Below are 25130 nucleotides of genomic sequence, written 5' to 3'. Positions count from 1 at the left end.
AGAACCTCACCCGGCCAGGACCCCTCGGAGATCAGCGTCCGCGGTTCTGCACGCGGGAGCTGGCGTACAGGCAGATCGCGCTCGCGGCGGCGAGGTTGAGGCTCTCCGCGCGCCCGCGCAGCGGAATCCGGACGCGGTGGTCGGCGCCGTCGAGCACCTGCCCGGGCAGTCCGTGGGCCTCGTTCCCGAACAACCACGCGTGCGGCCGGGCGAGGACCTCGTCGGCGTCGTCGAGGCTCAGCTCGCCGTCCATCTCCGTCGCCAGCGTCGTGATGCCCGCCGCGGCGACGGCGGCCAGTGCACCCGCGACATCCGGTTCGCGGACGGTCGGGATGTGGAAGAGACTCCCCGCACCCGCCCGGACGCTCTTGCCGTTGTGCGGGTCGACGGACTCCCCCAGCAGGACCACCGCGTCGGCCCCCATGGCGTCCGCACACCGAGTCAGGGTGCCGAGGTTTCCCGGCTCGCGCGGCTCGACCGCGATGACCAGAAGCTTCGGTGAGCGCGCGAGGACGTCGCCGAGCGCCGCCGTCAGCAACTCGCACACCGCGAAGATCCCGGGCGCCGTCGACGTCTCGGACAGTTTGTCCGCCGCGCGGTGTGAGAGGCGCTGCACACGAACGCCCGCGTCGAGCGCACGGTGGACCAGATCGGCGTGCCGATCGGCGTCGTCGTCGCGCACCAGTACCTGCAACGCACGGCCGGTGCTCAGCGCCGCATCGACGGCATTGAATCCCTCGACGAGGAATCGGCCCTCGCTCCGGCGCACCGACGCGCGATGCAGCTTCGCCAACGAAACGACCCGCGACGAACGTTCGGTGAGAACATCCGTCGCGGGTCCAGAACGCGTCACTGCGATCTCAGCGGAGATCAGGCAGCGGGAGCGTTGACGTCCGCGGGCAGCGCGGCACGAGCCACCTCGACCAGACCGGTGAACGCGGCCGGGTCGGTGACGGCGATGTCGGCGAGCACCTTGCGGTCCACCTCGACGCCGGCGAGCTTGAGGCCCTGGATGAAGCGGTTGTAGGTGATGTCGTTCGCACGAGCCGCCGCGTTGATGCGGGTGATCCAGAGCTTGCGGAAATCACCCTTCCGCGCCTTGCGGTCCCGGTACGCGTAGGTCAGCGAGTGGAGCTGCTGCTCCTTGGCCTTGCGGTACAGGCGCGACCGCTGTCCGCGGTAGCCCTTCGACGCCTCGAGAACGGAGCGGCGCTTCTTCTGGGCGTTGACAGCCCTTTTCACACGTGCCATTAGTCAGTGTCCTTCTAAAGTCTTAAGCGGAAAGTCAGCGGTTCAGCAGGCGCTTGATCCGCGGGGCATCGTTCTCGCTCACCACGGTGATGCCGTCCAGGCGACGCGTGACGCGCGAGGACTTGTGCTCCAGGAGGTGGCGCTTGCCTGCCTTCTGACGGACGATCTTGCCGCTGCCGGTCACCTTGAATCGCTTCGCGGTGCCCTTGTGCGTCTTGCTCTTCGGCATTGGTTTCCTTCATTCGGGCGGACCCGAGTCCCGCCCGGAGCGATCCGGGCGGTTCGGGTCCACTGCTACTTCAGTGTGGTGGGTTCAGGATCCCTGCTGGGCCTTGGCCCTGGTCTTCGCGCCCTTATGCGGGGCGAGGACCATGGTCATATTGCGTCCGTCCTGCTTGGCCGAGGTCTCGACGAAGCCGTACTCCGCGACGTCGTCTCCCAAGCGCTGCAGCAGGCGGTAGCCCAACTCGGGGCGGGACTGCTCGCGACCGCGGAACATGATCGTCACCTTCACCTTCGAACCCGCTTCGAGGAACCGGATGACGTGACCCTTCTTGGTCTCGTAATCGTGGTCGTCGATCTTCGGGCGGAGCTTCTGCTCCTTGATGACGGTCATCTGCTGGTTACGGCGGGACTCGCGCTTCTTCTGCGCCGCCTCGTACTTGAACTTGCCGTAGTCCATGATCTTGCACACCGGCGGGCGCGCGTCGGGCGCAACCTCCACCAGGTCCAAGTCGGCTTCGTAAGCCAGGCGAAGCGCATCTTCAACACGCACAATGCCCACCTGCTCACCGCCGGGTCCGACGAGACGGACCTCGGGGACGCGGATGCGCTCGTTGATGCGGGTTTCAGTGCTGATGTGGCCTCCTCGATCAATGTTTTCCATGTGGCCGGCCAATACGACTGGCAAGCGTGAGGAGATTCGAGGCCGAGAACACCATAATGCCCGCCGAGAGCCGAGTGACCTCGGTTCATCGACTGGCGATGGTGTGACCGGAACCGTGAAACTGCGTGTCTGGGACAGCGTCGCACGGTGGGACTCGAAGAATCCTCTTGCTACCCCGGCGCGAACCGAGGCGGTCATGCTGTGACAGTCTAACAGGCGTGAACGATAACTCCTATTCGACCGGCGACACCTCCTCCGACGACGCGAACGTCCACGTCGCCCCGGGAGGTGTCGGCGGAGACGACGCGAACCAGGACAACGTTCGCGAGCTCGCCACTATTCCCGCAGTCGAGGTCACCACCCGCGCGGCGATCATGCTGATGAGCGCCGCGGCCGAGAAGATCGGCCCCGATGCGGGCGGAGACGAGGAGTTCAAGGATCTGCCCGACGCCCGCGCGCTGATCAACGCACTGGCCGGCCTCGTCTCCGCCGCCGCCCCTGATCTCGGCCTGCATCGCAAGCCGATCCAGGACGGGCTCAAGGCGCTGCAACTCGCATTCCGCGAGGCGTCGTCGTACCCCGACGCTCCCGGCGAGGGGCCCGGCGAGAAGTACACCGGACCGGTCAAGGGCTGATCACGCCGCCCGGGGTCGTAGACGTCCGAGTCGGAGGCGTCCGGGTCGCAGACGTCCGGGTCGCAGGCGTCCGGCGTAGGCTGGAGCGATGACTCACTCCGGCGACGACGAACCCCTCGACGCCGAAATCGTGCCGCCCGACTCCGCGCCGCCGGTACAAGCACCCTCGTACGAAGACGTCACCGGATACACGCCGGCGGGTGTGCCGACCTTCGATCATGTCCGCGACAAGATCGAGCAACGCACTGCGACGGCCATCGGGAGCCAAGAGCTGTCGGAGATGTCGGCGGAGGCCGAAGCGCTCGACGACGCGATGGCGAAACGTGAAGAAGCCGCCAAGAAGAAGCTCGAGGAGCTCCGGCGGTCGATGGGGCTCTAACGCCGCGGCGCGGCCGCCACCACGACCACCGTCTGCCCGTCCTCGCCGGACACCACCCGCGGGCGCAGGCCGACAGCGCGAGCGGTCTCATTGGCCGCGGGCGCCTGTCGGGCGTTCATCTCGATCGCGACAGCGCCCCCCGGCGCCAGCCACTCGGTCGCCTCGCGCAGCAGATCCGACGCGTGCCCCAGACCGTCGTCGCCCCCGCCGATCAGCGCCGAGCGCGGCTCGTGATCGGTGGCCTCATGCGGAAGCAGCTCCAGCGCCTGGGCCGGCACGTACGGCGGGACCGCCGCGATCACGTCGATCTCCCGGCGCAGCTCCGCAGGCAGTCCCGACAGCCCCGCGCCCCGGTACACCGCGCCCGAGATGAGATTGCGGGAAGCGAACCCGACCGCAACCGGATCCGCGTCGGTCGCGGCCACCTGCGCGGACCGGCACCGGGCCGCGACGTACGACGCGATCGGCGCGACTCCGCAGAACGCCTCGACGAACACCGGCGCGGGCCGGGCTCCGAGCAGGTCGACAGCTACCCGCGCCAGCAGCCGCGACCGCTGTCGTGGCACGAAGGCTCCCGGCCCGACGGCCAGTTCCAGACCGGCGAAATCGACGTGTCCGACGACGTGCTCCAGCGGCTCACCTGCGGCCCGCTGCCGCGCCCACTGGCCGAGTTGTGCCTCGCCGTCCGCCCAGCGGCGGAGAATCGCGGCCTCCTCTTCAGCGAACACGCAGCCCGCCGCACGCAATCGCGTGGTCAGCCAGTCGTCTCCGCCGGCCGAGGTCACGGCGCGAGCAACTCCCTGATGAAGGCGCCGGTGTGGCTCCGGGCAACCTCTGCCACCTGCTCGGGTGTGCCCTCGGCGACCACGGTGCCGCCGCCGCTGCCGCCCTCGGGTCCCATGTCGATGATCCAGTCGGCGGTCTTGATCACGTCGAGGTTGTGCTCGATGACGATGACCGTGTTGCCCTTGTCGACGAGCCCGTTGATCACCAGCAGCAGCTTGCGGATGTCCTCGAAGTGCAGGCCGGTGGTCGGCTCGTCGAGGATGTACACCGTGCGGCCGGTCGACCGCTTCTGGAGTTCGGCCGCCAGCTTCACCCGCTGCGCCTCGCCTCCGGACAGGGTGGGTGCGGGCTGACCGAGCCTCACGTACCCGAGACCCACGTCGACCAGCGTCTTGAGATACCGGTGGATCGAGGTGACCGGCTCGAAGAAGTCTGCGGCCTCCTCGATCGGCATATCGAGGACCTCGGCGATCGTCTTGCCCTTGTAGTGCACCTCGAGCGTCTCGCGGTTGTACCGCGCGCCGTGGCACACCTCGCAGGGCACATAGACGTCGGGCAGGAAGTTCATTTCGATCTTGATGGTGCCCTCGCCCATGCACGCCTCGCACCGGCCGCCCTTCACATTGAACGAGAACCGACCGGGCTGGTAGCCGCGCACCTTCGCCTCGGTGGTCGCCGCGAACAGCGTCCGGATCTTGTCGAAGACGCCCGTGTACGTGGCCGGATTCGATCGCGGTGTGCGGCCGATCGGCGACTGGTCCACCTGGACCAGTTTGTCGAGGTGGTCGAGTCCCTTGATCCGCTTGTGATGGCCGGGAACCTGCCGCGCGCCGTTCAGCTTGTTCGCGAGCACCGTGGCGAGGATGTCGTTCACGAGGGTCGACTTGCCCGACCCCGAGACGCCGGTGACCGCGGTCAGGACCCCCAGCGGGAACGACACGTCGATGTTCTTGAGGTTGTTCTCGCTGGCACCCACGACGGTCAGCATGCGCTTCTTGTCGATCGGACGCCGGATCGACGGAACCGGCAGCACCTCGCGGCCGGACAGATACGCGCCGGTGATCGACTCCGGATTCGCCAGCAGGTCCGGGTAGCTGCCGCTGTGCACTACTCGCCCACCGTGCTCGCCCGCACGCGGGCCGATGTCGACGATCCAGTCGGCGGCCCGGATGGTGTCCTCGTCGTGCTCGACGACGATCAGCGTGTTGCCCAGGTCGCGCAGCCGGACGAGAGTGTCGATCAGCCGCCGGTTGTCCCGCTGGTGCAGACCGATTGACGGTTCGTCGAGCACGTACAGCACTCCCGCGAGCCCGGCTCCGATCTGCGTCGCGAGGCGGATGCGCTGAGCCTCGCCGCCGGAGAGCGAACCCGCCGCCCGCGAGAGCGAGAGGTACTCGAGGCCGACATCGAGCAGGAATGTGATGCGCGCCTGCACTTCCTTGAGGACCCGTCCGGCGATGGCGGCCTCGCGCTCGCCGAGTTCCAGACCGTTCAGGTAGTCGGCGCACTCGGCGACCGACAGCGACGTGACGTCGGCGATCGACTTGGGACCGTACACCGGGTGGTCGAGCGTGACCGCCAGGATCTCCGGCCGCAGCCGGGCGCCGTTGCAGGCCGGGCACGGCACGTCGCGCATATAGCCCTCGTAGCGGTCCTTCATCTGCTCGGACTCGGTGGTCTCCGCACGCCGCGACAGGAACGCCATGACGCCCTCGAACTCGGTGTAGTACGACCGCGTCCGTCCATACCGGTTGCGGAACTTCACATGGACCTGATGATCGGAGCCGTTCAGCAGTGCTCTGCGCGCGGTACGCGGCAACGACTCCCACGGGGTGTCGACGTCGAACCCCATCTGGTCGCCCAGACCCTCGATCAGCCGGAGGAAGTAGTCGGCGTTATGACCGGTCGACCAGGGGGCGATCGCACCCTCCCGCAGGGTGAGGTCGGGATCCGGCACCACGAGCGATTCGTCGACCTCCTTGCGGACGCCCAGACCGTCGCACTCGGGACAGGCGCCGAACGGCGAGTTGAACGAGAACGCGCGCGGCTCGAGATCGTCGATCGCGATCGGGTGGGAGTTCGGGCAGGCCATCCGCTCCGAGAAGCGCCGCTGCCGGTTCGGGTCGGATTCGTCGACGTCCACGAAGTCCAGCACCACGATGCCGTCCGCCAGCCGCAGCGCCGTCTCCACCGAGTCGGTCAGACGCTGGCGGGCCGACGGCTTCACGACCAGGCGGTCGACCACCACGTCGATGTCGTGCTTCTCCTGCTTCTTGAGCTTCGGCGGATCCGACAGCTGGTGAACGGCTCCGTCGACCATCGCGCGCGCGAAACCCTGGACCTGCAGTTCGGCGAACAGATCCACGAACTCGCCCTTGCGGCTGCGCACCACGGGGGCGAGGACCTGAAAGCGCACGCCCTCGGCCATCGCCAGCACCTGATCGACGATCTGCTGCGGCGTCTGGCGGGCGATCTTCTCGCCGCACACCGGACAGTGCGCGGTACCGGCGCGCGCGTAGAGCAAGCGCAGGTAGTCGTAGACCTCGGTGATGGTGCCGACCGTCGAGCGCGGGTTCCGGTTGGTCGACTTCTGATCGATCGACACCGCGGGCGAGAGCCCCTCGATGAAGTCGACGTCGGGCTTGTCCATCTGCCCGAGGAACTGCCGCGCATACGCCGACAGGGACTCGACATAGCGTCGCTGCCCCTCGGCGAAGATCGTGTCGAACGCAAGCGACGACTTCCCGGAACCGGACAGGCCGGTGAACACGATCAGCGAATCGCGCGGCAGGTCGACATCGATCCCGCGCAGATTGTGCTCCCGTGCACCCCGGACGATCAGGCGATCAACCACAGAAAGTTCCTTACGTTCACGTCGCAGAATTATCCGGCTGCAAGCGTACGCGGACCCTCCGACAATTCCGGCTGGGCATCACGGCCGAGGACGTTAACCTGGGAATATGAGCATCGAGGTAGAACTGACCGACGACTACACGGGCAACGTGTCCCCCGATCCCGATCACCACGGCGCGCATGCGCAGCGCCGGGCGCTCGACAACGCGACGATCGTCAAGATGTCGGTGGGACCGATGGACAACAACGTCTACATCGTCACCGACTCCGCGACCGGGAAGAGCCTGCTGATCGATGCGGCGAACGATCCGGAGACCATCCTCGCGCTGCTCGACGCGCTCCCCGGCGAGGTGACGCAGATCCTCACCACGCACGGACACTTCGACCACTGGCAGGGCCTCGAGGAGGTCCATCGGGTGCTTCAGGTGCCGATCGTCGTCGGGGAGGCCGACGCCGACGAGCTCCCGCTCGACCCCGACCGCACGCTCACCGGCGGCGAGACCATCGAGGTCGGAGACCTGTCGCTCGAGGTGATCGCCATCAGCGGCCACACCGCCGGATCCGTCACGCTGGTCCTCACCGAACGCTCCGGACGCGTGCACCTGTTCACCGGCGACACCCTGTTCCCGGGCGGCGTGGGCAAGACCTGGCAGCCGGGCGACTTCGAGATCCTGCTCGACGGCGTCACCGAGAAACTCTTCGACCGATTCGGGGACGACACCGTCGTCTACCCCGGGCACGGCAAGGACACCACTCTCGGCGCCGAGCGTCCGCATCTGAGCGAGTGGCGCGAACGCGGCTGGTGAGCCGGGCCCGGATCGGTAGCCTCGGAGGAGGGACGTCGCTCGGCCACTGCCGACCGCATCGAGGATCGGGCCGGCCGGGCGTCCGGATCACAGTCCCCCGATGAAAGGACGACCATGCTGTTACGCAAGATCGCACGACCTCTGCTCGGCACCGCGTTCATCGCCTCCGGCGCCGACGCGCTCACCTCACCGTCGCGCCGCGCCCAGGCATCCGAGCCGCTGGTCGATTCCACGGTTCGCGCCGAGACCGTCGTTCAGGTCGCCGGAGCCGTACAGATCGCCGCGGGCGTCGCCCTCGCCACCGGCCGCGCACCGCGGCTGGCGTCGTCCGTCCTCGCCGGAACCATCGTTCCGACCATGGTCCTGGCCAGCGACTTCTGGAACGAGACGGACCCGGCCCGGCGTGCGCTGAAGCAGTCGTTGTTCGTGAAGGATGTGGGACTGCTCGGCGGAGTCCTGATCGCCGCCGCCGACACCGAGGGACGCCCGTCCCTGGGCTGGCGCGCCCGGCGGACGCTCGAGCAGGCGCAGGTGCAGGCACACCAGCTGGCGGACCGGGCTGCGAAGCCGCTGCACGCCGCGGCCGAGGTGGAACCGGAACGGTTCACCGACCGCGCGAGTGCGCTCGCGCACGATGCGGCCGAACGCGCACAGGAAGTGGTAGACCGCGTGCCCGTGGACGAGATCCGGGACCGCGCCTCACAGCTCGCGGGCACCGCCCGCGCGCAGCTCGCCGACACCACCCAGGAGATCGTCGATCGCGCACCCGAGTTCGCCGAACACGCACGCGACGTCGCGACGAGGGTCGGCGAGGAGACCGCTGTCCGCGCCCGCCGGTGGCGCCGCCAGCTCGCGAGCTGACTCCCGGCCCCTTCTGGGCAGATCCCGGTAACATGGAACGACTGTGACAGCGCCACACCCCCGTTCCGTGCCCTCCGACCCCACGCCGGCCGACACCGCATCCGATCCGCGACTCGCGCAGGAGCAAGTCCATCTGGATGCGGTGTACGGCCGGCTCGACCGCATGCGTGCCAACGCCAAGCGCAGGCTGAGCGAGACTCTCCGCGAGTCGGCGGGCACACCGCAGGCGCTCTCCGAACGCGAGTCGTACGAACGGATGTACCAGGAGGACCTGGTCAAGATCGACGCCGCCGAACACAACCTGTACTTCGGTCGGCTCGACATGACCGACGGCACCGACACCGACACCGTCCGGCGCATCGGCCGGATCGGAATCCTCGACGACGACGAGCAGGACACGACGCTGCTCCTCGACTGGCGCGCCCCACTGGCCCGGCCCTTCTATCTCGCGACCCCCGCGTCACCGGAAGACGTGGAACGCCGCAGGCACATCCGGACGCGGTCGCGTGCGGTCCGATCCGTGTCCGACGAGTACCTCGCATCCGGCCGCATCGAGACGAGCTCCGACGGCGCCGAGCTCGGCGGCAACGTCGTCAACGAGGCGGCCCTGGTGGACGCTCTCAACGCCGCTCGCACGGGCGAGATGACCGACATCGTCGAGACGATCCAACGCGAGCAGGACGAGATCATCCGCTCCACGCATCGCGGCGTCACGGTGGTCCAGGGCGGGCCGGGCACCGGTAAGACCGCGGTAGCGCTGCACCGCGCCGCATACCTGCTGTACACCTACCGCGACATGCTCTCGCGCAGCGGTGTGCTCATCATCGGGCCGAACGCCGATTTCCTTCAGTACATCGGCCAGGTTCTTCCCTCGCTCGGCGAGACGGGAGTCCTGCTCTCCACCGTCGGAGACCTGTTCCCCGATGTGCGCGCGCGGGCCAGAGACTCCCGCACCGCAACCGCGCTGAAAGGCGACCAGCGGATGCTGAACGTGCTCCGCGCCGCGGTCCGCGCCAAACAGGCGCTCCCCGGCCGCGGTGTCACCGTCCCGTTCGACGGCTATGAGCTCCCGATCGACGCCGAGGTGGTCAAGGCTGCGCGGGCGCACGCGCGGTCCACGCGACGGGCCCACAATCTCGCGCAGCGCGCCTTCCTGCGGGCGGCGCTCGACGAACTCGCAGAGGTGCACGCCCGCCAGGTGGGAGCAGACCCGCTGGACGGCAGCCAACTGCTCACCAGCGCCGATCTGGAGGACATCCGCCGGGAGCTGGAGTCCGATCCCCACGTCGTCCAGGCGCTCGGCGAGTTCTGGCCTGCCTTGACACCGCAAGGGGTTCTCCGCGAGCTCTACGACGACCCCGCACTCCTGCGGAAGTCGACGCGCGGTTGGACCGACGAGGAACGCGACGCACTCCGTCGCGATGCGCATCCCCTGCGCGACGGCGCCGACTTCTCTCCCGCCGACGTCCCGCTGCTCGACGAACTCGCGGAACTGATCGGATACCGTACCGACGAGGCCGAACAGGTCCAACGCGCGCAGTGGCGGCAACGGCTCGCCGAAGCCCAGGACGCCCTCGACATCCTGACCGGTTCGGCACCGCAGGATCTGGAGGACGACCTCGACCCCGAGATCCTGATGGCGTACGACCTGATCGACGCCGAGCAACTGGCCGAACGGCAGGTGCACACCACGAGCCGGACCACCGCCGAGCGGGCCCACGACGACCGGACCTGGACCTTCGGGCACGTCATCGTCGACGAGGCGCAGGAACTCTCCTCGATGGCGTGGCGAATGGTGATGCGGCGGATCCCCAATCGCTGGATGACCGTCATCGGCGACACCGCCCAGACGGGCGATGCCGCGGGCGCCGATTCGTGGCGCGAGGTCTTCGAACCCTACGTCGCCGACCGCTGGCGATTGCACGAACTGACCGTCAACTATCGCACTCCGTCGGAGATCACGCGGTACGCCAACCGTGTTCTGAACTGGATCAATCCGGATCAAGCACCGCCGGAGTCGTTGCGCTCCAACGGGATCGAGCCATACGCGATCCGATCCGACGATGCCGCCGCCGCGGCAGTCGCGCTCGCGGAGGGCTCCCGCTGGCCCGGCCTCACCACGATCATCGCCTCGGACGGCACCGCCGAGGACGTCCGCGCACTCGCGTCGCCCGGCGATCGGGCCACGGTGCACGCGATCACCGCGGCGAAGGGTCTGGAGTTCGACAACGTGATCCTGCTCGAGCCCGCCGACCTGATCGCGGAGTCGCCGCGCGGATACAACGACCTGTACGTGGCGCTCACCCGAGCCACCCAGCGTCTGGTGGTGGTACACGCGCGCGCCCTGCCGCCCGACCTCGCCGACCTCCCGGACGACCTCCCGCACGAATGACGAGAACGGAGCCCGGCCGAGCCGCGTGAGGCGGTTCGGCCGGGCTCCGGTTGACCGTGGCGGTCGATACGAATCGCCCCGCGTCGTGCCGGTCTACGTGGTGTGGACGATCAGGACATCGCAGGCGGCCTTGCGCGCGACGTCGGCCGGGACCGAACCCAGCAGGCGGCCGGCGATCGAGTTCAGGCCCTTGTTGCCGACCACCAGCAGATCCGCCTGCACGTCGACGACGAGCTGCAGAAGCGCGTCGACCGGGGCGCCCTGCACCGCACGCTGGACCACCTTGGTGGCACCGGCCTTGACGGCCCGCTCCTTCGCGGTGCGGAGGATCTCCTCGGTCGGCGACGATCCCATCACCTGGTACGCCTCGTCACGCAGCGTGTCCGACGCGGCGGCGGCCGCCTTCCCGTCGTTCGGGAAGTACGCGCACGCGATGACGACGGTTGCGTCCCCGGCGATCGCTCCAGCACGCTCGACTGCCTTCATCGACGACTCCGAGCCGTCCGTGCCGACCACGACTGTGGTGTAACCGCTCATGCCTGTCTTTCCCTCCAGAAGCGACGTGGGGCCGATATGTGAACGATCTCCGCATCCGGCCTCGGAATGCCTTACCGGTCATGAACATACCTTGACTCACCGCGGATCTGCGTCACTTGATCCCTGCGGCGTCCATTCCGCGCAGTTCCTTCTTGAGATCTGCGATCTCGTCACGCAGGCGTGCCGCCAACTCGAACTGCAGATCACGGGCCGCATTCATCATCTGCTCGGTGAGTTGTTGCACCAGATCGGCCAGTTCCGCGCGGGGCATGGCCGATGTGTCCCGATTCTCGATGACCCCCGAGGTTGCGACCTTCGACACTTCGCCCTGCGCGCGTCGCCCTCGACTGGCGTTGCGTCCTGAGCCGCCGATCTCCACCGCGTCCTCGGCCTCCGCGTACACCTGGTCGAGGATGTCGGCGATCTTCTTCCGCAGCGGCTGCGGGTCGACCCCCTTCTCCTCGTTGTAGGCGATCTGCTTGGCACGACGCCGGTCGGTCTCCTCGATCGCATTCGCCATCGAATCGGTGATCTTGTCGGCGTACATGTGGACCTCGCCCGAGACGTTTCGGGCGGCGCGACCGATGGTCTGGATCAGCGATGTGGTGCTGCGTAGGAAGCCCTCCTTGTCCGCGTCGAGAATCGCGACCAACGAGACCTCCGGAAGGTCGAGGCCCTCACGGAGCAGGTTGATGCCGACGAGCACGTCGTATTCACCGGTGCGCAGCTGTCTGAGCAACTCCACGCGCCTGAGGGTGTCGACCTCCGAATGCAGGTAGCGCACCCGGATGCCGAGTTCGAGCAGGTAGTCGGTGAGGTCTTCGGCCATCTTCTTGGTGAGGGTGGTGACCAGCACCCGTTCCTGGCGGTCGGTGCGTTCGCGGATCTCGTGCACCAGATCGTCGATCTGTCCCTTGGTCGGCTTCACCACGATCTGCGGATCGAGCAGGCCGGTCGGTCGGATGACCTGCTCGACGAACTCGCCTCCGGACTGGCCGAGCTCGTAGGGTCCCGGCGTGGCGGACAGATACACGGTCTGTCCGACTCGGTCGACGAACTCGTCCCACGTGAGCGGACGGTTGTCGACGGCGGACGGCAGACGGAACCCGTATTCGACCAGATTGCGCTTGCGGGACATGTCGCCCTCATACATCGCGCCGATCTGCGGGACAGTCACATGAGACTCGTCGATCACCAGGAGGAAGTCGTCCGGGAAGTAGTCGAGCAGGGTCGCCGGGGCGGTCCCCGGTCCGCGGCCGTCGATATGGCGCGAGTAGTTCTCGATACCCGAGCAGAAGCCGACCTGACGCATCATCTCGAGGTCGTACGTGGTCCGCATCCGCAGTCGTTGCGCTTCGAGCAGCTTGCCCTTGGCCTCGAGGTCGGCGAGCCGCTCCTCGAGTTCCTTCTCGATGCTCGCCATCGCGACCGCCATCCGTTCCGGACCGGCGACGTAGTGGGTCGCGGGAAAGATCCTCAGCGAGTCGACCTTGCGCACCACCTCACCGGTCAGCGGATGCAGATAATAGAGCGCGTCGACCTCGTCGCCGAAGAACTCGATCCGGACCGCGAGCTCCTCATACGAGGGGATGATCTCGACGGTATCGCCCCGTACGCGGAACCCGCCACGGGTGAACGCGACGTCGTTCCGCGTGTACTGGACGTCGACCAGCAGCCGCAGCAGCGCGTCGCGGTCGATCGAGTCGCCGACGGACAGTTCCACCGAGCGGTCGAGGTACGACTGCGGCGTCCCCAGGCCGTAGATGCAGGACACGGACGCGACCACCACCACGTCTCGGCGCGACAGCAGACTCGACGTGGCCGCGTGCCGGAGCCGCTCCACGTCGTCGTTGATCGAGCTGTCCTTCTCGATGTAGGTGTCCGTCTGCGCGATGTACGCCTCGGGCTGGTAGTAGTCGTAGTACGAGACGAAGTACTCGACGGCGTTGTGCGGCAACATCTCTCGCAACTCGTTCGCGAGCTGAGCGGCAAGCGTCTTGTTGGGCGCCATTACCAGGGTGGGCCGCTGCACGCGCTCGATGAGCCACGCGGTGGTCGCCGACTTGCCCGTGCCGGTGGCACCGAGCAGGACGATGTCGCGTTCACCGGCCTTGAGCCGTCGCTCCAGGTCTGCGATCGCGGTCGGCTGGTCGCCCGCCGGCTCGTATTCGCTGACGACCTCGAACTTCGCGTCGGTACGCTCGATCTCTCCGATCGGCCGGAACTCCGAGTGCGCGATCACCGGTTTCTCCGCTGGGAATGCCATGACACCAGGGTAGACGCGTGGTCTGACATGGGCCGGATCGAAACGAGGGCGCCCTGGAGGGGTAGTCGATGTCCGACCCCTGGTGCAGAATCGCCGTACAGCCAATCGGTCCTCGGAGGTCGCCATGACAGTTCCCGCCGTTCCACCTCCCGTCAGCGCGATCACTCTCGGCGTCCGCGACGTCGAGCGGTCGACGACGTTCTATGCCGATGGACTCGGCTTCCGCGTCCTGAACTCGATCCCCGGCGAGATCACGTTCCTGCAGATCGGCCCCGGCTTGATGCTCGCACTGTGGAACGTCTCCTCCATGCCCGGCGAGTACGGCGCTGTGGGTCACGGCGAGCTCGCCCCGCCGATGTCGCTCGGACACAACGTCGGCGACGCCGCCACCGTGCAGCGCATGTTCGACGCGGCCGTCGCCGCCGGCGCGTCAGCGATCAACCCGCCGACGACTCAGGAGTGGGGCGGCACCAGCGCATGCGTCGCCGACCCGGACGGCTTCCGGTGGGACTTCGTATGGAACCCGGCCTTCTCCGTCGACGACGACGGAACCATCCGCGGCGTCTGACCGCACCGGCACTCGGGCTGCGCGATGATGAATCCGCATCGACTCGCTACCGAAGGGACCGACCAGCCATGTCTTCTGACACCCCGACCTCAACCAGCCCCGCGGGCGTCTCGCGCCGGACCTTTGTCGCGGGCGCGGGTGCCACCGCCGGAGCCCTGACTCTCGGCGTCGCGCTGAGCGCGTGCGGTTCGCGCGAGTCCGCTCCGGCGGGCGTGACCCCGCCGTCCGGAGCCCCGGCCGGCACGCTGGCCACCGTCTCCGACGTCCCCGTCGGCGGTGGGGTGATCGCCGGTGACGTGGTGATCACCCAGCCGAGAGCGGGCGATTACCAAGCGTTCAACGCTACGTGCACGCATGCGGGCTGCACCCTCTCCGGAGTCAGCGACGGCACCATCGACTGCCCGTGCCACGGCAGTAAGTTCCACCTCGACGGCACCGTCGCGAACGGCCCCGCCGACCGGCCGCTCAGCAAGGTCTCGGTGCGAGTCGACGGTTCCAACATCATCCGGCAGTGACGCCGCGGGCCTTGTGCTCAGTGCACAATCACCGCCGCGAATTCTGGCTTCGCAGGCCGTAGCCCGCCCACGAACACCTTTCTAGTGTTGTCTCTCACAACATCAATGAAAGGTGACCCACGTGACTCCGACCGCGTCGTACTTCCCCTGGGACAATGCCGTTCGAGGCGAGGCACCGTGCATTCGAGACGACCGCCACGAACACTCGTATGCGGCGTTCGCGACTCGGGTCGACGCTTGCGCAGAACAACTCGCCGCACGCGGCGTCGTCGCGGGCGACGTCGTGGCCGCGATGCTGCCGAATCGTGCGGAACTGATCGTGGTGATGGCCGCCGCGTGGCGGCTCGGCGCGACCGCGACGCCGGTCAATCCGGCGTTCACCGACGAGGAGTCCACCCATCAGCTCGACGATGCCGGCGCGAGAGTCGTGGTCGCCGACCGTGCCGTCGGCGACCGGCCCGTCCTCGACGTGGAGGACCTCGCCCTCGAACCGAGTTCCGGGTGGATCGCGCCTGCGGCCCCGCCGCGTGATGCGGTGGCCCTGCTGATCTACACATCCGGGTCCACCGGGCGCCCCAAGGGCGTGCAGCTGACCCACGCCAACCTGCACTTCATGGCGACGTCGATGGTGCGGTTGCTGGAACTGACGGCCGCCGATCACGCCCTCCTCATTCTGCCGCTCTTCCACGTGAACGCGATCTGCGTGTCCGTCCTCTCACCGTTCCTCGCAGGCGCTCAGGTCAGCATCACCGGACGGTTCTCCGTGAGCAGGTTCTTCGACGACGTGCGTCGCCTGCGGCCCACGTACTTCTCCGGTGTCCCCACCGTCTACGCGCTCCTCGCGTCCTCCTCCGACTCCGCCGACGCCGACATGTCCTCGATCCGAGTCGCGATCTGCGGTGCGGCTCCGATCTCGCGAGAGCTCCTCACGCTGGTCCAGTCGCGGTTCGCGTTCCCGATCCTCGAGGGCTACGGACTCACCGAAGCCACATGCGCCAGCGCCTGCAATCCGCTGCGCGGCGAACGCCGGCTCGGCACGGTGGGACCCGCCCTGCCCGGCCAGACGATCGCCGTCGTGGACGCCGAGGGCCGCGCGCTGCCCGCAGGCGAGACGGGCGAGATCGTGATCAGCGGTCCGGCGGTGATGCTCGGCTACCTCGGCCGGCCCGGCGCGACCGCTGACGTCCTCGTCGACGGGCGGCTGCACACCGGTGACGTCGGACGCCTCGACGCCGACGGCTACCTCACCGTGGTCGACCGCATCAAGGACATGATCATCCGCGGCGGCGAGAACCTGTATCCGAAGGAGATCGAGGCGGCGCTCGCGACGCACCCGGACGTCCTCGAGTGCGCCGTCGTCGGCGCACCGGACAGCCTGTACGGAGAAGTGCCCGTCGCCTACGTCGTCCGCCATCCCGGCGCCACCGTGGACTCCCATGAGATCACCGCGCACCTCGCCGGGCGGCTGGCGCGGGTCAAACTCCCCGACGCCGTCCACATCGTCACCGAACTCCCCCGCAACCCGGTCGGCAAGATCGACAAGCCCGCCCTCCGTCGCGGGCTCGTCTCCAGCTGACGCTCTCGCACCCCGACTTCCCGCACGCCGCGCACGCCGCGGCGCGATACCCCCTGTCCGGCGAACACCTGCTCTCCGCTCTCTCCCTACACGATTGGAGTGACCAACCATGGGTCTCACGCAACCCGACTTCCCGCCGGTCGATCCGGCGACCTTCCGCCGGCGACCGCTGCTGGACCGCCTGCGCGTGCTCAGCACGCACTGGGCCGAGTACGGCTTCGGTACGCAGAAGGCGGTTCACCTCATCTACCTCGCCAAAGTCCTCATCCTTTACATCGGTGTCGGCGTCACGATCGCCACGCTGAGCTCGGGCCACTCGCCGCTGGCCGTCTCGGAGTGGTGGAACCAGCCGGTGGTGTATCAGAAGCTGGTCCTCTGGACACTCCTCGTCGAGACGCTGGGCGTCGGCGGCTCGTGGGGACCGCTGGCCGGGCACTTCAAGCCGATGACCGGCGGCGCGCTGTTCTGGCTCCGGCCCCGGACCATCCGGCTGCCACCGTGGCCGGACAGAGTTCCCTTCACCAAGGGTGACTCCCGAACCCTCTTCGACGTCGCGCTCTACGCGGCGATCGTCGTGAACCTCGTCGTGGCACTGTTCCTGCCCACCGTGCACGGAAGCCGGCTCGACGCTCTGGTGCCGGGCAATCACGGTCTCGTGGATCCGGCCGTGCTCTATCCCTACCTCGCGATGATGGTGATCCTGGGGCTGCGGGACAAGGTGCCGTTCATCGCGGCGCGATCAGAGCAGTATCTGCCTGCGGTGGCCTTCTTCGCCTTCCTGCCCTTCGTCGACATGATCCTCGCGCTCAAACTGCTCATCGTGGTGGTGTGGGTCGGTGCCGGCGTCTCGAAGGCCACCTGGGCCTTCGCGCCCGGCGCCGAGGAGAAGCTCAACCGCCACGTGGTGCGCTCCTCGCTCAACACGAAGACGCAGCTCACGGCGACGTTCCCGGACGAGGTCGCCGACGTGGTGATGCACCAGATGCTCGCCTGGCGATCGATGCACAGCCAGGGCCGCGGCCTGCTGTCGCTGATGCAGCGGCATCTCGGCGACGACCGGATGAACACCTACGACCTGCGCGAAGCCGAGTTCTCCTGCAACTCGCTGGTCGCGTTCAACTTCGGTGACGGCCATCTCCACGACACCAAGATGATCGCCGCCCTGCAACGTCGCTGTGGATTCGCACCGGGCGAGTTCACCGTGGTGTGGGCCGAGTCCCAGCCCATCCACCGTGGAACCCAGGACTATCTGATCATCGACGCCGCACTCGGTGTCGTGGAGCGCGGCCGGTGGCGGGTCCGCGACGCGGTGAACGAACAGCCGTGGCTGCCGCACGGCCCGATCCCGGTGGAGGTGACCTGGCGTCGCGAGTTCGCGAGCCCGCATCCGGGCATTGACGCCTATACCAGCGTCGACCAGGCTGAGACCGTGAATCATCAAGCCGGACCCCGCACTTCGACGGAGACGGAGACAGTCGCGAAGACGGACACGCCGGCGGAGACGGATACGCCTGCGGCGGAGACCGTCTGATGTCCACCGCGGTCATCGTCGGCGGCGGGCCCAACGGGCTCGCCGCCGGGCTGCAGCTCGCACGCAACGGCGTGAAGGTCCAGGTGCTCGAAGCCGCGGACACCGTCGGCGGGGGTGCTCGCTCGGCGGAGTCGCTGGTGCCGGGTGTGATCCACGACCTGTGCTCGGCGTTTCATCCGATGGGGGTGGGTTCGCCGTTCTGGAGGGAGATCGATCTCGGCCGCTACGGCTTACGATGGCGCCGGCCCGAGATCGACTGCGCCCATCCCCTCGACTCCGGTGAGACCGCGCTGCTGTTCCGGTCGATCACCGAGACCGCGGACGGGCTGGGCGCCGACGGGCGCCGTTGGCGCGCCGTCCTCGGGGATCTCGCCAGGAACTTCGACGATCTCGGACACGATCTGCTGCGGCCGATCGCCCATGCACCCGTCCACCCGTTCGAACTCGCGGCCTTCGGCCCGCGGGCGCTGCTCCCGGTGTCAGTGATGGCCAGGCTGTTTCGCACCCCCGCCGGGCGTGCACTCTACGGCGGCATCGCCGCCCACGTGTACACCGACTTCGACCGACCGCTGACCGCCTCGCTGGGCTTGATGATCGCTGCGAGCGGGCACCGATACGGCTGGCCGGTGGCCGAAGGCGGCTCCGGCTCCATCATCGCCGCGGTCACGGCCGCCCTGGCCGATCACGGAGGCACGATCGAGACCGGTGTCACCATCACGTCCCGCGATCAGATCCCCGCCGCCGATGTCGTGCTGCTCGACCTCTCTCCCGCACAGGCCGAACGGCTCTACGGCGATCGGATGCCGCCGCGTATCCGGCGCGCTTACCGCAGGCACCGGGTCGGTGCCGCCGCGTTCAAGGTCGATTTCGCGATTCGCGGCGACATCCCGTGGCGCGATAAGGACTGCGGACGTGCGGGCACGGTCCATCTGGGCGGGACCTTCGAGGAGATCAGGCGCGCCGAGAAGCTCCGTGACCGGGGAGTCCTGCCCGACCGGCCGTTCGTCCTGGTCGGACAGCAATACATCGCCGATCCGACGCGCAGTTCGGCGGGGATCAATCCGATCTGGTCGTACGCGCACGTTCCGGCCGGTTACTCCGGCGACGCGACGCAGCAAGTGATCTCGCAGATCGAGCGGTTCGCGCCCGGATTCCGCGACACCATTGTGGACATGAAGACCACGACGGTCCCCCAGATGGCCGCGTACAACCGGAATTACGCCGAAGGCGACATCATGGGCGGGGCCAATGACGGCCTGCAGCTCCTGTTTCGTCCCAGGGCAGCGTTGGATCCGTACTCGACCGGAGTGGACGGGGTGTTCCTGTGCTCGCAGTCCACACCGCCCGGCCCCGGCGTCCACGGTCTGTGCGGCTATCACGCGGCCGAGTCGGCGTTGCGGCATCTGCGACGGGCGGGCGACGGGCGACGACGGTGACCGAGATCGTCCGTGCCCGGGCCGCGGAGGTCGGCCGAGCGCTCGGCGCCGGACACCTGGCACTCTCGGACGTCGTCGCCGAGGCACTGGCGCGCGGGATCGAACCGCTCGACACCGATCCGGTGCTGGTCGAGATGCTCGAGGCCAGTGTCCACGCCAACGTGACCAACATCGTTCACATCCTGACCAACGACATTCCGCTGGCTCATCTGCAGCCGCCGACCGCGGCCGTCGAATACGCGCTGCGTCTGGCTCAGCGCGTATTCCGTCGAACGCGCTGGTCCGGGCCTACCACATGGGCCAGAACCTGGTTCAGCAGCGCTGCTACCGACTCATCGCCGACCAGCACCTGGGTGCGGCCGAGACCGTCGAGCTCACCGAGTACGTCTCGACCGTGCTGTATCGCTACATCGACTGGATCACCGCCGCGGTGTTCGAAGTGTACGAGGACGAACGGCGCAGGTGGATCGGGACGCAGGGCACCGTTCTGTCCTCGACGGTGCACAATCTCCTCGCGGCTCCCGAAGCCGGCGCGGCCACATTCGAACGCGAGACCGGCTACCGCCTCGATCGGGTGCATCGCGCGATCATCCTGTGGCTCACCGAACGCGCGTCCCTGGAACTGGCGGACCTCGATCGGGTGGCGCGCCGAGTCTTCGCCGGAATCGGGTCGGCGGGACCGGCGCTCATCGCTCCGGTCGACGCCTCCACCCTCTGGGCGTGGGTGCCCCTGGCGGACCGTGCGCGCGGCACGGACGCCGTCGCCGCCCTGCGGACCGCCTCACTGCCGGAGGGTGTGCGGATGGCGTTCGGCGACGCTGCGCCGGGGACCGCCGGATTCTGCCGGAGTCACGAGCAGTCGCGCGCCGCATTCACCGTCGCGCATCTGCCGGACAGCCCGACCGGCCAGGTGACCGGCTTCGGGGATCGCGGGATCGCGCTGGCGGCGATGCTGGAACGCGACATCGAGCACACCCGGCCGTGGGTCCGCGAAGTCCTCGGCGACCTCGCGGAAGACAGCCCGTCGGCCGCGTCGCTGCGGGAAACCCCGGCCGTCTTTCTCGCGACGGGCGACAGTCACGTGCGGACCGCCGAACGGCTCAGCCTCCACCGGAACAGCGTCAAGTACCGCATCGACAAGGCGCTGGCGACCGTCGGGCCGGACCACGACCGGCTAGACGTGGGGTTGGCGCTGACCGCGTGCGAGTTCCTCGGCCCGATGGTGCTCATCGCACGATGACGCCGTTCCGCACCGCCGGCCGTCCGTCGCTGTGACAAGCTGGGCGCATGGCCGATCTGCATCCGCCCAAGCGCGAGGTCTTCGACGTCCCCGCGATGACGAACACCGATAACAAGGGCGTCGTGCGCGAGGTGCTCGACTACCGCGTCACCGACTTCGGGCTGTACATGTCGCGCACCGCCGACCATCCGCGCTTCACTCATCTGGAGAGCTGGCTGCTGCCGTCTCTCGGACTGCGCGCCAACATCTTCCACTTCGTGGCCGGCCACCGCCCGGGACAACGCCTGTATCTCGATATCGGCGAGTTCTCCGGTCCCGACGAGGCGGGCCGCTGGCACGCGGTCGACTGGTATCTGGATCTCGTAGACGTTCCGGGCGAACCGCTCGCGCTGATCGACGTGGACGAATTGTTCGACGCGCATGCCGCCGGGTTCCTGACCACCGCACAGGCCGAAGACGCCGTGCGGATCGCGACGACGGCGCTGATCGGCGCGACGACCTCGGGAGATGTGCAGTCGTGGCTCGACGCGCAGGCGGGTACACCACTCGAATGGCTCGATCGAGCCTGATCGCCGGTATCGGACGAACGTGTGACAGACTCCCCTACGGTTCTCATCTGCCTCACAGGAAGTCCGCCGTCGATGACGCCTCCGACCCCGCCCCACCAGCCCGAGCCGGCCGGCCGACAACCTGCGCCGTATCCGCAGCCCGGACCCCAGCCTCAACCGTATCCTCAGTACGGACAGCCTTACCCGCAGCCGCAAGCGCCCGTCGGCGGGTTCGCTCCCGTCCCCGGCACGCCGGGCTATCCGCCGCCGCCGAAGAAGAACGGGATCCGACGCGTCGTCATCGTCGCCGTCATCCTCCTCGCAGTGGTGATCGCCGGAGCCGTAGCTGCGACGATCCTGAAGGACAAGGACAGCGGGACGAGCGTCGACTCGAGCCCCATCGGTTCGTGCATCACCGTGGACGGATCGACCACCGATGTGACGACCGCCGCCATCGACTGCGCCGACACGAGCTCGGTCTCGTACATCGTCGGCGCCAAACTGGACTCCCAGGCGGCATGCGAAGCCGGCCACTACAACTACTACGTGTACGAATACGGCACCGGCGCAGCAGACAAGGTGATGTGCCTGATCCCGAACTACCGGGTGGGCACGTGCTACGAGGAATCGACCATCTCGATCGGCGCCGACCTCAAGACCGTCGCCTGTTCGACGCCCTCGTCGAGCCTGACCGCCCGATACAAGATCACCGAGCGCGCCGAGTCCGCGAACGTGCCGAACTGCACCGATTCCGAGAAGCAGAAGGCGTTCACCTACGAGGTGCAGACCGATCCGGCGCGCCGGATCGGCTTCTGCGCCGAGATTCAGGGCGACGGGTACGGCTGGAAGTAGCCCGTCCCGGCACCGGCCTCATCCGACCGATCGCGCACCCGCACTCATCCGCGGATGATGCCGGCGATCAGTCGGGTGAGGCCGAACTCGTACGCGTGGTCGGCGTTTCCCGGGCCGGCGAACTCCTCGCCCACGGCGGTGCCGACCTGGGACGAGATCGGATACCGCCCCTCGGGCATCGCATCGGCGAGCAATGGCCCGGCCGTCTCCCACCACTGTTCGTCGGTCATTCCCGAGTTCGCGTACGTCACCATCTGGTCGATCCGCGAGCGGGCATTGCCGATGGCGAAGGCTCGCAGCGAAGCAATCACCGCGTCCAGCTCCACATCGCCGAAGTGCTTCCCCGACCTGGCCCCGGCCGCCGCGACGGCGGAAAGCTGGACCTCGTATCTATGCGAGGAGCCCGGTCCCGGGACCGGGCGCCACGCAGGGACGTCGAGCAGCCACGGATGCCGGAGGATCTCGTCACGGTACTGATCGGCAACCGCCCGCAGCACTGCGTCGATAGTCGCGCTCGTGTCGATCGCGGTGTCTTCGACCGCCACCGCGTCGATCATCAGAGCCAGCAGAATCTCCCGGTTCGGCACATACGTGTAGAGCCCCATCGGCTTGAGTCCGACGTCCGCGGCGAGCACCCGCATCGACAGCTGCGCCAGCCCGTTCGCATCGGCGATCGCCACCGCCGCCCGCACCACCGCCTCGACGGTGGTGCGCTGCCGCGGTCCCGGCCGGACCTGAACATCACTCGGTGCCCGCCACAGCAGTTCGACGGTGCGCCGCACGTTCTCGGTCTCGTCCGCCATCCTCGACAATCCTCTCCGTAAGGCGTACGGTATCAGTTCCGTACATCGTACGTCATCCCCACAGTTTCTCGGAGGAGACATTCTGACCAGGCAGAACGTACCCCTGCACGCCACCTATCTGACCGACCGGCATGCGTTCGCCCTGTGGGCGCCTTCGGTGTCCGCAGGGCGAACGCATACCCTTCGCATTCCGCTGCCCTCCGGGCACGGGCCCACGGCAGGCCTCGTCCCCTCGAACGTCGCCTGCCGGATCGTCGACGCCGACCACCTGCCCGCCTGCCAGACCCCGTCGGCGCAGGCCTGGTCGCGCATCGCTGCCGACCCGGACGCGGACGTCGAGTTGCCTCCCGCCGCGCACGCGGTCCTGAACGCGACCGGTGACGCCGCGACCTCGGCCGCCTACGCTCGTGCGGTCTTCGTCGACACCCTCGCCGCGGCCGAGTCGCTCCGGCCCCTGCTCACCGCGGACCTGCGCGCCTACCAGCTGCGGGGCGTCACCTGGCTCGCCGAGGTATGCGCGGAGGGCGGCGGCATCCTCGCCGACGAGATGGGGCTGGGCAAGACGTTGCAGACCATCGCTCACCTGGCCCGCGCCGGCCACGGGCCGGCGCTGGTGGTGTGTCCCACCGGCCTCGTGACGAACTGGATTCGCGAGATACGCCGCTGGACTCCCGGTCTGGAGGCCACCGACTTCCGCGGTGGCGAACTGCCACCGCCCGGCGACCGCACCGTTGTCGTGACCGGGTATCCCACCCTTCGCCGTCACACCGGCGCACTCGCCGCAGTGAGATGGGCCACCGCCGTATTCGACGAAGCGCAGGCGCTCAAGAACAGCCGGACCCAGGTCTCGCGCGCCGCGCGGGCGATCACCGCCGACGCACGGATCGCGCTCACCGGGACGCCGATCGAGAACAATCTCGACGAACTCTGGTCGGTGCTGAACCTCGTCGCGCCCAGCGCCTTCGGCAACCGCGCGCTCTTCCGCCGCCGCTACACGCTGCCGATCCAGAACGCCTCGGCCACGGCCAAGCACCGTCTGCACGATGCGATCTCGGGACACATTCTGCGACGCACCAAGAGCGAGGTCGCCGCTAACCTCGGACCCAAGATCGAGACGGACGTGCAGTGCGACCTCACCGAGGAACAGGGCAGGATCTACGACGCGATCCTCGACCGCGCCGAGGCAGAGGGATTCGGAGCCGGGATGGCGCGACGCGGCGCGATCCTGGCGGCCCTGACCCGGCTCAAGCAGGTCTGCAATCATCCGGGTCTGATCGCTTCCGGACCGGTCACCGGTCGTGTGGAGGGTCGTTCGGGAAAGCTCGACGTCGCCGCGGAGATCGTCGGTACCAACGTCGAGAACGGTTCGCCCACCGTCGTGTTCACGCAGTACCGCCAGACCGGTGAACTGCTCGCCGCTCATTTCGGCGACCTCCTCGGAACGCGGGTTCCCTTCCTGCACGGCGGGCTCACGCGGACTGAACGCGACCGGATCGTCGACGAGTATCAGTCGGGCGCGGGTTGCGGCGTTCTCGTCGCGAGCCTCAAGGCCGCCGGCACCGGTCTCACCCTCACCCGCGCGGCCGACGTCGTTCACTTCGATCGATGGTGGAACCCCGCGGTCGAAGCTCAGGCGACCGACCGGGTGCACCGGATCGGCCAGGATCGCATCGTCACCGTCACCACGCTGACCACGGCCGGAACGCTGGAGGAGCACATCGCCACGATGCACCGGAAGAAGGCCGCGCTGGACCTCGACGCCGACGCCGGCGCGCTCGCGGTTCTCACCGAGCTCTCCGACGAACGGCTGATCGAAGTCCTGCGCCGGAACCGAGAGGAGACCGCATGAGTACCAGTAGCACAGAGTTCGGATTCACCGTCTGGGGCCGGGACTTCCTCCGGATCGCGGAGCCGACCCACGTCACCAGGCCGGAGCCCGCCCTGCCGAGAGCGAGGCGCATGGCGCGCAATGCGATGAACGACGTGCACGTGGAGGGACGTCTGATCCGCGGCACCGTCGTCGCAGGCGATGCGGCGTCCGTCGCGTATCTCGAGTTCGCTCCGATGGGACGGGACGCGGCGCGTGCGGTCGCTGACCTGGTCGGTGCCACACCCGGCCCATCCGCGTTGACCGACGAGGTCCACGCCGCACTCGGCCCGCGACCGCCGGAACTCGCAGTGGTCGACTGCTCGTGTCGCGCGCGGTCACCGCGCTGCGTGCACGTCCTCGCGCTGCTCTACGAGACGATTCGCCTGGTCGACGAGGATCCCCGGCTGGCGTTGTCGCTGCGAGGCTTCGGCGACGCTCTCGACGGCGAGGTGCCTGCGGACGACCGCATCGGCCCGTGGACGCCGCTGTCCGCACTGGATCCGGCGACGTTCTACGGGTGAGGCGCGGCCCCGCCGGTC

Annotated in this window: 24 protein-coding genes; 15 read left to right on the top strand and 9 right to left on the bottom strand. The window is 68.2% G+C overall.

The window, feature by feature from the left end; genetic code table 11:
* Positions 1 to 31: 31 nt before the first annotated feature.
* The 4 genes from ACE11G_RS07645 to infC form a co-directional block, all read right to left on the bottom strand.
* A complete protein-coding gene (locus ACE11G_RS07645; protein WP_039867011.1) occupies positions 32 to 859 on the bottom strand; it encodes an RNA methyltransferase in 828 nt (275 codons plus the stop codon).
* 11 nt (positions 860 to 870) lie between these two features.
* Complete coding sequence (gene rplT, locus ACE11G_RS07640) at positions 871 to 1251, bottom strand: 50S ribosomal protein L20 (RefSeq protein ID WP_006895463.1); 381 nt, start codon at positions 1249 to 1251, stop codon at positions 871 to 873.
* 34 nt (positions 1252 to 1285) lie between these two features.
* The gene (rpmI, locus tag ACE11G_RS07635) at positions 1286 to 1480 is read right to left on the bottom strand and encodes a 50S ribosomal protein L35 (RefSeq protein ID WP_006895462.1); all 195 of its coding nucleotides are present in this window, start codon (positions 1478 to 1480) and stop codon (positions 1286 to 1288) included.
* 84 nt (positions 1481 to 1564) lie between these two features.
* Positions 1565 to 2137: a translation initiation factor IF-3 gene (gene infC / locus ACE11G_RS07630; protein ID WP_006895461.1), complete on the bottom strand. Its 573-nt coding sequence runs from the start codon at positions 2135 to 2137 to the stop codon at positions 1565 to 1567.
* Positions 2138 to 2355: 218 nt separating this feature from the next.
* Between infC and ACE11G_RS07625 the strand changes: the two genes are divergently transcribed.
* Positions 2356 to 2772, top strand: coding sequence for a DUF1844 domain-containing protein (locus ACE11G_RS07625; protein ID WP_006895460.1), 417 nt, complete (start codon positions 2356 to 2358; stop codon positions 2770 to 2772).
* Positions 2773 to 2860: 88 nt separating this feature from the next.
* Positions 2861 to 3151, top strand: a complete 291-nt coding sequence (locus tag ACE11G_RS07620; protein WP_006895459.1) for a hypothetical protein — start codon at positions 2861 to 2863, stop codon at positions 3149 to 3151.
* On the opposite strand, the gene ACE11G_RS07615 is transcribed toward ACE11G_RS07620, so the two are convergent.
* Together ACE11G_RS07615 and uvrA are read right to left on the bottom strand one after the other, a co-directional pair.
* Positions 3148 to 3936, bottom strand: a complete 789-nt coding sequence (locus ACE11G_RS07615) for a hypothetical protein (protein WP_006895458.1) — start codon at positions 3934 to 3936, stop codon at positions 3148 to 3150. The two genes, ACE11G_RS07620 and ACE11G_RS07615, sit on opposite strands and share 4 nt — an antisense overlap.
* Entirely contained in the window at positions 3933 to 6791 is a 2859-nt protein-coding gene (gene uvrA, locus ACE11G_RS07610) for an excinuclease ABC subunit UvrA (protein ID WP_006895457.1), read from the bottom strand. Before uvrA ends, ACE11G_RS07615 begins: the two co-directional genes overlap by 4 nt.
* Positions 6792 to 6897: 106 nt before the next feature.
* Here uvrA and ACE11G_RS07605 point away from each other — a divergent pair, with 106 nt between their 5' ends.
* The 3 genes from ACE11G_RS07605 to ACE11G_RS07595 all read left to right on the top strand — a co-directional run bounded on the left by ACE11G_RS07605 (position 6898) and on the right by ACE11G_RS07595 (position 10849).
* Positions 6898 to 7596, top strand: coding sequence for an MBL fold metallo-hydrolase (locus ACE11G_RS07605; RefSeq protein ID WP_006895456.1), 699 nt, complete (start codon positions 6898 to 6900; stop codon positions 7594 to 7596).
* 114 nt (positions 7597 to 7710) lie between these two features.
* Positions 7711 to 8457, top strand: a complete 747-nt coding sequence (locus tag ACE11G_RS07600; RefSeq protein ID WP_006895455.1) for a DoxX family protein — start codon at positions 7711 to 7713, stop codon at positions 8455 to 8457.
* A gap of 67 nt (positions 8458 to 8524) precedes the next feature.
* A complete protein-coding gene (locus ACE11G_RS07595; protein ID WP_045536807.1) occupies positions 8525 to 10849 on the top strand; it encodes an ATP-binding domain-containing protein in 2325 nt (774 codons plus the stop codon).
* Positions 10850 to 10942: 93 nt separating this feature from the next.
* Here ACE11G_RS07595 and ACE11G_RS07590 read toward each other — a convergent pair whose 3' ends face one another.
* Positions 10943 to 11386, bottom strand: coding sequence for a universal stress protein (locus ACE11G_RS07590; protein WP_006895453.1), 444 nt, complete (start codon positions 11384 to 11386; stop codon positions 10943 to 10945).
* A gap of 112 nt (positions 11387 to 11498) precedes the next feature.
* Complete coding sequence (gene uvrB / locus ACE11G_RS07585) at positions 11499 to 13652, bottom strand: excinuclease ABC subunit UvrB (RefSeq protein ID WP_039867008.1); 2154 nt, start codon at positions 13650 to 13652, stop codon at positions 11499 to 11501.
* A 124-nt stretch (positions 13653 to 13776) separates the two neighbouring features.
* Here uvrB and ACE11G_RS07580 point away from each other — a divergent pair, with 124 nt between their 5' ends.
* The 8 genes from ACE11G_RS07580 (at position 13777) to ACE11G_RS07545 (ending at position 21918) form a co-directional block, all read left to right on the top strand.
* Positions 13777 to 14220: a VOC family protein gene (locus ACE11G_RS07580; RefSeq protein ID WP_006895451.1), complete on the top strand. Its 444-nt coding sequence runs from the start codon at positions 13777 to 13779 to the stop codon at positions 14218 to 14220.
* A gap of 68 nt (positions 14221 to 14288) precedes the next feature.
* Positions 14289 to 14735 carry a ubiquinol-cytochrome c reductase iron-sulfur subunit gene (locus tag ACE11G_RS07575; RefSeq protein WP_006895449.1) on the top strand — a complete coding sequence of 149 codons (447 nt, stop codon included), beginning with the start codon at positions 14289 to 14291 and terminating at the stop codon, positions 14733 to 14735.
* Between the two features lie 121 nt (positions 14736 to 14856).
* Positions 14857 to 16311, top strand: coding sequence for a class I adenylate-forming enzyme family protein (locus ACE11G_RS07570; RefSeq protein WP_278123912.1), 1455 nt, complete (start codon positions 14857 to 14859; stop codon positions 16309 to 16311).
* Between the two features lie 109 nt (positions 16312 to 16420).
* Positions 16421 to 17842 carry a DUF3556 domain-containing protein gene (locus ACE11G_RS07565; protein ID WP_222111410.1) on the top strand — a complete coding sequence of 474 codons (1422 nt, stop codon included), beginning with the start codon at positions 16421 to 16423 and terminating at the stop codon, positions 17840 to 17842.
* Positions 17842 to 19278 (top strand): NAD(P)/FAD-dependent oxidoreductase, encoded by a 1437-nt coding sequence (locus ACE11G_RS07560; RefSeq protein WP_006895443.1) that lies wholly within the window; start codon positions 17842 to 17844, stop codon positions 19276 to 19278. Before ACE11G_RS07565 ends, ACE11G_RS07560 begins: the two co-directional genes overlap by 1 nt.
* Positions 19279 to 19573: 295 nt before the next feature.
* The gene (locus tag ACE11G_RS07555) at positions 19574 to 20518 is read left to right on the top strand and encodes a PucR family transcriptional regulator (protein WP_375003993.1); all 945 of its coding nucleotides are present in this window, start codon (positions 19574 to 19576) and stop codon (positions 20516 to 20518) included.
* Positions 20519 to 20565: 47 nt separating this feature from the next.
* The gene (locus ACE11G_RS07550; RefSeq protein WP_006895441.1) at positions 20566 to 21087 is read left to right on the top strand and encodes a DUF402 domain-containing protein; all 522 of its coding nucleotides are present in this window, start codon (positions 20566 to 20568) and stop codon (positions 21085 to 21087) included.
* A 72-nt stretch (positions 21088 to 21159) separates the two neighbouring features.
* Entirely contained in the window at positions 21160 to 21918 is a 759-nt protein-coding gene (locus tag ACE11G_RS07545; protein ID WP_006895440.1) for a hypothetical protein, read from the top strand.
* 44 nt (positions 21919 to 21962) lie between these two features.
* On the opposite strand, the gene ACE11G_RS07540 is transcribed toward ACE11G_RS07545, so the two are convergent.
* Positions 21963 to 22721, bottom strand: a complete 759-nt coding sequence (locus ACE11G_RS07540) for a TetR/AcrR family transcriptional regulator C-terminal domain-containing protein (RefSeq protein ID WP_006895439.1) — start codon at positions 22719 to 22721, stop codon at positions 21963 to 21965.
* A 157-nt stretch (positions 22722 to 22878) separates the two neighbouring features.
* Between ACE11G_RS07540 and ACE11G_RS07535 the strand changes: the two genes are divergently transcribed.
* On the top strand, positions 22879 to 24570 hold the full coding sequence (locus ACE11G_RS07535) for a DEAD/DEAH box helicase (protein ID WP_006895438.1): 1692 nt from the start codon (positions 22879 to 22881) through the stop codon (positions 24568 to 24570).
* Positions 24567 to 25112: an SWIM zinc finger family protein gene (locus ACE11G_RS07530; RefSeq protein ID WP_006895437.1), complete on the top strand. Its 546-nt coding sequence runs from the start codon at positions 24567 to 24569 to the stop codon at positions 25110 to 25112. Before ACE11G_RS07535 ends, ACE11G_RS07530 begins: the two co-directional genes overlap by 4 nt.
* Positions 25113 to 25130: the final 18 nt, after the last annotated feature.

Source organism: Gordonia sp. PS3 (genome assembly GCF_041950545.1).
Classification (GTDB): domain Bacteria; phylum Actinomycetota; class Actinomycetes; order Mycobacteriales; family Mycobacteriaceae; genus Gordonia; species Gordonia sihwensis.
The sequence above is the reverse complement of the archived record's forward strand: the minus strand, read 5'-3'. Positions and strand labels throughout refer to the sequence as shown.

What these genes read in the sequence shown, in the direction of transcription:
- ACE11G_RS07545 (WP_006895440.1), top strand. Translation starts at nt 21,160, where the DNA reads ATGACGCCTCCGACCCCGCCCCACCAGCCCGAGCCGGCCGGCCGACAA.
- ACE11G_RS07555 (WP_375003993.1), top strand. Translation starts at nt 19,574, where the DNA reads ATGGGCCAGAACCTGGTTCAGCAGCGCTGCTACCGACTCATCGCCGAC.
- rpmI (WP_006895462.1), bottom strand. Translation starts at nt 1,480, where the DNA reads ATGCCGAAGAGCAAGACGCACAAGGGCACCGCGAAGCGATTCAAGGTG.
- ACE11G_RS07580 (WP_006895451.1), top strand. Translation starts at nt 13,777, where the DNA reads ATGACAGTTCCCGCCGTTCCACCTCCCGTCAGCGCGATCACTCTCGGC.
- ACE11G_RS07565 (WP_222111410.1), top strand. Translation starts at nt 16,421, where the DNA reads ATGGGTCTCACGCAACCCGACTTCCCGCCGGTCGATCCGGCGACCTTC.
- ACE11G_RS07620 (WP_006895459.1), top strand. Translation starts at nt 2,861, where the DNA reads ATGACTCACTCCGGCGACGACGAACCCCTCGACGCCGAAATCGTGCCG.
- ACE11G_RS07540 (WP_006895439.1), bottom strand. Translation starts at nt 22,721, where the DNA reads ATGGCGGACGAGACCGAGAACGTGCGGCGCACCGTCGAACTGCTGTGG.
- infC (WP_006895461.1), bottom strand. Translation starts at nt 2,137, where the DNA reads ATGGAAAACATTGATCGAGGAGGCCACATCAGCACTGAAACCCGCATC.
- ACE11G_RS07550 (WP_006895441.1), top strand. Translation starts at nt 20,566, where the DNA reads ATGGCCGATCTGCATCCGCCCAAGCGCGAGGTCTTCGACGTCCCCGCG.
- ACE11G_RS07530 (WP_006895437.1), top strand. Translation starts at nt 24,567, where the DNA reads ATGAGTACCAGTAGCACAGAGTTCGGATTCACCGTCTGGGGCCGGGAC.
- ACE11G_RS07575 (WP_006895449.1), top strand. Translation starts at nt 14,289, where the DNA reads ATGTCTTCTGACACCCCGACCTCAACCAGCCCCGCGGGCGTCTCGCGC.
- rplT (WP_006895463.1), bottom strand. Translation starts at nt 1,251, where the DNA reads ATGGCACGTGTGAAAAGGGCTGTCAACGCCCAGAAGAAGCGCCGCTCC.
- ACE11G_RS07605 (WP_006895456.1), top strand. Translation starts at nt 6,898, where the DNA reads ATGAGCATCGAGGTAGAACTGACCGACGACTACACGGGCAACGTGTCC.
- ACE11G_RS07560 (WP_006895443.1), top strand. Translation starts at nt 17,842, where the DNA reads ATGTCCACCGCGGTCATCGTCGGCGGCGGGCCCAACGGGCTCGCCGCC.
- ACE11G_RS07590 (WP_006895453.1), bottom strand. Translation starts at nt 11,386, where the DNA reads ATGAGCGGTTACACCACAGTCGTGGTCGGCACGGACGGCTCGGAGTCG.
- ACE11G_RS07600 (WP_006895455.1), top strand. Translation starts at nt 7,711, where the DNA reads ATGCTGTTACGCAAGATCGCACGACCTCTGCTCGGCACCGCGTTCATC.
- uvrB (WP_039867008.1), bottom strand. Translation starts at nt 13,652, where the DNA reads ATGGCATTCCCAGCGGAGAAACCGGTGATCGCGCACTCGGAGTTCCGG.